This window comes from Anaerobacillus alkalilacustris (assembly GCF_001866005.1).
Taxonomy (GTDB): Bacteria; Bacillota; Bacilli; order Bacillales; family Anaerobacillaceae; genus Anaerobacillus; species Anaerobacillus alkalilacustris.
In genome coordinates, this window is the sequence record NZ_MLQR01000008.1 from 1 (window position 1) to 6,694 (window position 6,694).

Annotated in this window: 7 protein-coding genes, 2 rRNA genes and 1 riboswitch; of the genes, 2 read left to right on the plus strand and 7 right to left on the minus strand. The window is 36.9% G+C overall.

Going from position 1 to position 6,694, the window contains the following annotated elements; translation table 11 throughout:
• The 5 genes from BKP37_RS06165 to BKP37_RS20650 form a co-directional block, all read right to left on the minus strand.
• Nucleotides 1-437: ribosomal RNA gene (locus tag BKP37_RS06165) — 16S ribosomal RNA — on the minus strand; the annotation flags it as partial.
• Between the two features lie 441 nt (nucleotides 438-878).
• Entirely contained in the window at nucleotides 879-1,655 is a 777-nt protein-coding gene (locus BKP37_RS06170; protein ID WP_071308775.1) for an REP-associated tyrosine transposase, read from the minus strand.
• A gap of 410 nt (nucleotides 1,656-2,065) precedes the next feature.
• Entirely contained in the window at nucleotides 2,066-2,173 is a 108-nt protein-coding gene (locus BKP37_RS20420; protein WP_245712453.1) for a putative holin-like toxin, read from the minus strand.
• A gap of 167 nt (nucleotides 2,174-2,340) precedes the next feature.
• The gene (locus tag BKP37_RS06175) at nucleotides 2,341-3,378 is read right to left on the minus strand and encodes a tetratricopeptide repeat protein (protein ID WP_071308776.1); all 1,038 of its coding nucleotides are present in this window, start codon (nucleotides 3,376-3,378) and stop codon (nucleotides 2,341-2,343) included.
• A 233-nt stretch (nucleotides 3,379-3,611) separates the two neighbouring features.
• Nucleotides 3,612-3,746 (minus strand): hypothetical protein, encoded by a 135-nt coding sequence (locus BKP37_RS20650; protein WP_281243007.1) that lies wholly within the window; start codon nucleotides 3,744-3,746, stop codon nucleotides 3,612-3,614.
• 45 nt (nucleotides 3,747-3,791) lie between these two features.
• Nucleotides 3,792-3,877, minus strand: a riboswitch (cyclic di-GMP riboswitch).
• Between the two features lie 264 nt (nucleotides 3,878-4,141).
• Between BKP37_RS20650 and BKP37_RS19920 the strand changes: the two genes are divergently transcribed.
• Nucleotides 4,142-4,294, plus strand: coding sequence for a YwzD family small protein (locus BKP37_RS19920; protein ID WP_169823086.1), 153 nt, complete (start codon nucleotides 4,142-4,144; stop codon nucleotides 4,292-4,294).
• Nucleotides 4,295-4,369: 75 nt separating this feature from the next.
• On the opposite strand, the gene glmM is transcribed toward BKP37_RS19920, so the two are convergent.
• Nucleotides 4,370-5,725 (minus strand): phosphoglucosamine mutase, encoded by a 1,356-nt coding sequence (glmM, locus tag BKP37_RS06180; RefSeq protein WP_071308777.1) that lies wholly within the window; start codon nucleotides 5,723-5,725, stop codon nucleotides 4,370-4,372.
• A 331-nt stretch (nucleotides 5,726-6,056) separates the two neighbouring features.
• On the opposite strand from glmM, the gene BKP37_RS06185 reads away from it, so the two are divergent.
• Nucleotides 6,057-6,326, plus strand: coding sequence for a hypothetical protein (locus BKP37_RS06185; RefSeq protein ID WP_071308778.1), 270 nt, complete (start codon nucleotides 6,057-6,059; stop codon nucleotides 6,324-6,326).
• A gap of 151 nt (nucleotides 6,327-6,477) precedes the next feature.
• On the opposite strand, the gene rrf is transcribed toward BKP37_RS06185, so the two are convergent.
• Nucleotides 6,478-6,593, minus strand: a 5S ribosomal RNA gene (gene rrf, locus BKP37_RS06190).
• Between the last annotated feature and the right edge of the window lie 101 nt (nucleotides 6,594-6,694).

Consider the following 6,694-nt stretch of genomic DNA (forward strand, 5'->3'; position numbering starts at 1 on the left):
TTACGACCCGAAGGCCTTCATCGCTCACGCGGCGTTGCTCCGTCAGACTTTCGTCCATTGCGGAAGATTCCCTACTGCTGCCTCCCGTAGGAGTCTGGGCCGTGTCTCAGTCCCAGTGTGGCCGATCACCCTCTCAGGTCGGCTACGCATCGTCGCCTTGGTAAGCCGTTACCTTACCAACTAGCTAATGCGACGCGGGCCCATCCTGTAGTGTTAGGTAAACCCAACTTTCACTTTAGAACCATGAGGCTCCAAAGATTATCCGGTATTAGCTTCGGTTTCCCGAAGTTATCCCAGTCTACAGGGCAGGTTGCCCACGTGTTACTCACCCGTCCGCCGCTAATTTCAGGGAGCAAGCTCCCGTCCATTCGCTCGACTTGCATGTATTAGGCACGCCGCCAGCGTTCGTCCTGAGCCAGGATCAAACTCTCCATAAAAGTGTTTGATAAAGCTCAAAATAAAACATTGACGAGATATTTACTATCTCTTTTAATTCGCTTGGCTGTGTGTTCAGTTTTCAAAGAACCATCATTCGTTTTACGCCGTTGTTTTTTTAGCGACAAGAACTAGTGTATTACAACACCCAATTCCACGCAAGTTATTTTTTAAAACTTTTTTATCAAAACAACAAGTCATTCAACTTCGCTTTTTAGCGACAAGGAATATCTTATCACAACAACTCATTCAACGCAATAACTTTTTTCAAAAAGTTTATCAGAAAAAGTTCTGCGTGATGCACGTTTGAAATGACAACTTTTTAAGATTATCATACATCTATTAAAATAGCAAATAAAAAATTACTTTCATTATATTTCAGAACTAAGGCTTACATTGGATCAAGTAATTGCTGAAGATACGTTTATTTCAACAGGCGGTCACTATGCTTTAAATACTAAATTAGGAGATATTCCTAGTATTCTTGCAGCTTGTCGTTGTGATAATCCATTAATTCTTTTTACTTTTCGCAGTATTTTGTTTCTTTCTATTTTAGGTAAACTCTTTACTTGTGTGATTTCAATTGTACCTAGTAACTCTTTTATTAATTGCCTCGCATCATCATCCGTTATCTTTCTTTTAACATCTACCTCTAGACATTGATCTTGATTCACTCTTTCATTAAATGCTTTGAATTTTACTATGGCAGTTGTTAGATCTGCTGAAAACCTATTTAAAATAAAATCACAATCAACAAAGTCCTGTGATGAAGAACTCGAATGATCATAATATCCGCGACAACTACTCCACATCCATTGATCCACACGTTTGGCGATGCCAGCTTTCACAGGATTTTGGTGGATGTATCTAACGACGGTTAATAAATATTGATCCGTTTCGACATTCTCGCTTTTAAATCGATCCTGAAATAGGTGGCCTGTAGTTTTGTACTTCCAATTGTAATAGGCAACAAAGCTTACTGCGATACGTTTCATTGTAACAGAAATAGATTCATTGCCTTCTTTTAATAGTAAATGGATATGGTTATTCATCAGGCACCAAGCATATACCTTCATCTCTGCTCTTTGTTTATACTTTCTAAAAATGTCAAGAAATTTGAGGCAATCTTCTTTGTCGTGAAATATTTCTTGACCATTTGCACCTCTCCACATGATGTGATAAATTCCACTTCTACTTTTTTCTCTTGCGCGACGAGGCACTTGAAACACCTCCTTTTTATGGATTTGTAACGTTTACTGTATCTACAACACATTAAATAATATAAATGGACTATCTGGGAAGGTACGATAGTTAATTAGATTAATGTCATACCCATCGTCACAGAGTACAGGCATTAACAAATGATACGGTAGGCGTAGGAAACTCGGAAACGAAGGTTGATTGTCATTGATTTAGTATTGAAGTTCTTTAAAAATAACTAGTTGGGATTCTTTCTAGAGGTTTTGGAAGAAATTAATGGGGATTATATTAATCATATATAAATTTATTTTGTTTTTCACTATTTTTAAAAAAAATTCATTATTTTAGGTAGAAAGCAAAGGGACGGTTCCTAAGGAAGCAAGAGAACCGTCCCCATGCTTCACCCATGCTTCACCGGCTGGCAGGGTGGCTATTTCTTTTTGTTTATATTGACGACAATAGTTACAATTAGTGTAAGTAGCGCTATTAACACTAAACTAAATTGCGCTAATAAGCTAAATGCTTGATATGTCGTCATATGCCTCACCCCCTTTCGTTCAGGGAGTTCAGCCGCCACCTTGCGTTATGTAGTTACTAAGTAATTATAGCAAACGTATATTCCTTATTCTACCGTTCGATTACACCCTACCAAAGTCAAAGCACCACCCAATTTGAACGTGGGACCTGCCCACCTGTTTCCCTTCTCTACTTCCTTTTTTTCTTCTTTTTAACCTTCTTTTTCTTTTGTTCTAACGAATTCTTTGAAGTAGTCGTTAAGCTAAAGGTTCTCTGTCTTATTGGAATTTCTTTAGCTCTAGTTCCCATATACATTTCGGCTATCGGAAAAAAGGAATCTATTTCATCGGGGAAAATTTCCAAATCTATTTCTGCAAAATTTACTGGGACATCTTTACGTCCTGATGCTTTTATTTCATCTAATGTGGGTAAAAAAGCAACTTCGCCATTTGTATGATCATACATCATAAATAATAATTGAAGCCCGATTGCTAGCATCTCTCTTAATTTAACCGCCGTCATCTTTTTGTACCCTTCAGCACAAAGAAGCATTTGACGGAAATGGTATCCGGCGTTTGGCAAATCACTTATTTGTGCTAACATATCGCCTAATGTAAACTGAGATTCAGCTTGAGCTGGGTCAATCAAAATTGAATGTTCAAAAACACTTACCGCTAACTCAGGACGATTTCCCTTATGATACAAGTTCCCAAGTCGATTCCAAAGATATGAATCTTTTCGATTTTCTATTAATAGATTTAATAAATGTTCCTCTGCATCCGTTGTGTATCTATGCCAACTCCCATCGAATAAGAGGTTTTTACCAATCATACTTTGTTTTGGAATTTTATCCATTATAGGAAGAGCACTTATCATAGATTGCATAAGAAGACTAATTGGTAACTCCCAATTTCCAGCAGTATTACAATGCTTACATCGAAAATATCCTGTCGTTTGAATGTTATCTGATATATTCTCTGTCTTTGTTTTCTTATCAATATTCACAACTACTAGCCCGACATCATATTTTCCTTTTCTGCCACAGCTTTTACAAGTCAACATTTGAAAGTTTTCCTCTATAATTGGGCTGAGTGATTTTTTATTTTTGAGAATACTTTTTACATATTTTCCCGGTAACGCTTTCGTTGTTGGGGGATCTTGCAAATTGATAGTTTGCTGATCTAATAGTAGATGAATCAGTTGGGGATTAATTTGAGAAGTTGCCATCTTCGTCTACCTTTCTATGAGTGTAATGTAATACAACTATACATTATATCAATAATCGGTCGCCTATAAATAACAATATGAATTTAATGCAGGAGAAAGTAGGACTTTTTGGGTAAATTCGAATTAAGTTGTTAAGTTTACATCTGCGGTACGGATTTGGTGGTGAGACGGAGAGTACTAATAAAAAAACAATAATAGGAAGCAAAGGAACCGTCCCCATGCTTCCTCCCAAACTAGATCTTATTTGAGTGAAACGTTGCTTTTTGTAAGAATTGTTCTTTCATTTCTGGATCATTACAATCCTGATAGAGAGTATAGTTATAGTTCATTAAACATTTGTGCCATGCCTGTACTAAAAAATTCATCATTTACATCTCCTCCTTGTTTACATCAAACTTCAAAGGTAATAAGTGTTCGGTATCTGGCTGGCTTATCACATTTGACTTAGCCCCTTTAGTTTTGCGTCCATCATCTTTCGGTGAGGTTGCCTTTTCGTACGTAAGAATGTAATATGATTTTACATCTCCATTATACTCTATTAATACCACAATATAATTAGGTTTTATTGTCTAAATTTGATAGTCTTTGTGGACTAACTTATCGAAAAATATAGTAAAAAGAACATATTAGCTTCTATTTCTTCCGACTTTTTTACCAATCTACAAATTCATTACTAGATATTTAGTAGCCCAACAGTATTTTTTGTCATATAATAAAAATTGGTATTTATTAACTAGTTTGTTAATCAGTAGGAGGTATAGTAATGTCGGTACAACTGAATCAAGAAAAATTGCTTTGTATACTTAAAGAAGTACGTAAACTTGGTGATAATAACCATAGTTTAACTTCTAAAGATTTAGTAAAAGAAATCGAAAAAATGATCGTTATTAAAGATTACGTCAAATCTTTTTCATAGAAAAAAGCAACAACCAGTGTTCATATGAGCACTGGTTGTTTTTTCATCAATATTTCACGAGGAATTCAGACTCTACTATACTATTACCTCTACACCGATCTCTTCTTCTACGATGTTTACAATTTGTTGTACATAGTTATCAGCTAGTTCTTGGGTTTCAGCTTCTACCATCACACGGACTAATGGCTCAGTACCTGAGGGACGAACTAATACTCGGCCATTGCCTGCCATTTGGTTCTCAACACTCGCGATAGCTACTTTAATTCGTTCATTCGTATTCATTAGTGACTTGTCGGTTACACGTACGTTCTTCAATACTTGTGGGAATGTTTGCATTTCTGCTGCAAGCTCAACTAATGACCTTCCTGTTTCTCTGATCACATTTACTAGCTGCAATCCAGCTAACATGCCGTCTCCCGTTGTAATATAATCAAGGAAAATGATATGACCAGATTGTTCACCACCGAGGTTAAAACCTGATTTTATCATTTCTTCCATGACGTAACGATCTCCAACACCAGTTATAGCGCTTTGAAGCCCTTGAGCCTCTAAAGTTTTATAAAAACCTAAATTACTCATAACAGTTGAAACAACGGTGTTGTGCTTCAGGCTGCCTTTTTCTTTTAGGAACTTCGCACAGATATACATAATCTTATCACCATCAACGATATTTCCTTTTTCGTCAACTGCAATTAAACGGTCTCCGTCTCCATCAAAAGAAAGCCCAAGGTCACACCCTTTTTCTAAAACAAATGCAGCTAAAGCTTCAGGATGAGTAGAACCAACTCCAGCATTAATATTACAACCATCTGGTGAATTCCCCATTGTAAATACAGTAGCCCCTAAGTCATTAAACAATTGTGGTGCAAGCGATGATGTTGCACCATGTGCACAGTCAAGAGCAATCTTTAACCCGTTCAAGTCGCCTTCAATTGTCGTTTTTAAGAAATTCAAATAGTTTTGTCCACCTTCAGAGCAGCTTTTTACTTGACCAACGTTAACCCCTGTTGGGCGTGGTAATTCATCAATCTCTTGATCTAGTAAAGTTTCAATCTCATCTTCCTGTGAATCTAGTAATTTAAAGCCATCAGGGCCGAAAAATTTAATTCCATTATCTTCAACTGGATTATGAGAAGCTGAGATCATAACACCTGCTTGAGCTTCTAAACTCTTTGTTAAATAAGCGACACCTGGTGTTGAAATAATGCCAACTTGTTTAACTTCTACACCTATTGATAATAATCCAGAAATAAGGGCCGCTTCTAACATTTGTCCTGAAATACGAGTATCACGACCAACGACTACTTTCGCATTATCTATACCCTTTGTTAAAACATAACCACCATATCGTCCTAATTTAAACGCGAATTCTGGTGTTAATTCACTATTTGCTACACCACGTACACCATCTGTCCCAAAATATTTTCCCATGAATTGATCTCCTTTAATATTACTAATTAACTTTTTATCATAAGCTTCTTTATTTTCTATTCATTAACATTTCTAAAGCATATAACTATTATTATCGCAACATTTGACATAAGTAGCAATCTTTTTTGGGGTCTTCTTTTTGGGGGTCTGACCCCCACCGCGTTAAATCATTAAAGTGCACAGGTTGATATAAAAGAGGAGGCGAACGCTTCCTCTTTTTAAATACACTATTTTCCCAGTAACTAAAAGATTCCATGATCCAATTAGCTAACCATCTTAAGTGACACCAGATTTGCAAAATAAGACAAACCTAAAGAACTAACACGCAATCATGAATGATGCTGTTCGTTCTTTTTATCATTTTAAAGTAGTGGCTTGGGCCTGGGAAAAGCAAGGTGAAAATTACTCATATGATAATGAAGATGGGGAAATTGAAATAGGACCTATTTTTTCTCTTTGTGTAAGTATGTTGGTCATGGACCTGCGCTTTACGGTACCGCTTTTCTCTGTGCTCATCAGCATGCTGATTTGCGACGAGGAGGTACGCTATGGAGCGATACTCGTAGACGCAGAAAAGCTACTGACTTCAATCACAGCTTGATAATACTCCATTGACTAATCTACATGCAGCTTTGCTTCGAGGAAGCCTACTACGAAGCGATGCTTGTAGACGCAGAAGCAGCAGTACAAATATATAAAATAGTTATTAACACACAAAAGAACACACTCCATTGGAATGTGTTCTTTATTTTACCTAGCAACGTCCTACTCTCACAAGGGGAAGCCCCTAACTACCATCGGCGCAAAAGAGCTTAACGATCGTGTTCGGCATGGGAACGAGTGTGACCTCTTCGCTATCGCCACTAGATATTATTTAATTCAGAGATCATTCTCTGAAAACTAGATAACATACATATAAGTTTCTTGAGTGTGAATTCAATTCTTATTTTTAGGATAAGTCCTCGACCG

Excerpts from the sequence above, each read along its gene's own strand:
- BKP37_RS20650 (WP_281243007.1), bottom strand. The coding sequence starts at position 3,746 with ATGATGAATTTTTTAGTACAGGCATGGCACAAATGTTTAATGAACTAT.
- BKP37_RS06175 (WP_071308776.1), bottom strand. The coding sequence starts at position 3,378 with ATGGCAACTTCTCAAATTAATCCCCAACTGATTCATCTACTATTAGAT.
- BKP37_RS19920 (WP_169823086.1), top strand. The coding sequence starts at position 4,142 with ATGTCGGTACAACTGAATCAAGAAAAATTGCTTTGTATACTTAAAGAA.
- BKP37_RS06185 (WP_071308778.1), top strand. The coding sequence starts at position 6,057 with ATGAATGATGCTGTTCGTTCTTTTTATCATTTTAAAGTAGTGGCTTGG.
- BKP37_RS20420 (WP_245712453.1), bottom strand. The coding sequence starts at position 2,173 with ATGACGACATATCAAGCATTTAGCTTATTAGCGCAATTTAGTTTAGTG.
- glmM (WP_071308777.1), bottom strand. The coding sequence starts at position 5,725 with ATGGGAAAATATTTTGGGACAGATGGTGTACGTGGTGTAGCAAATAGT.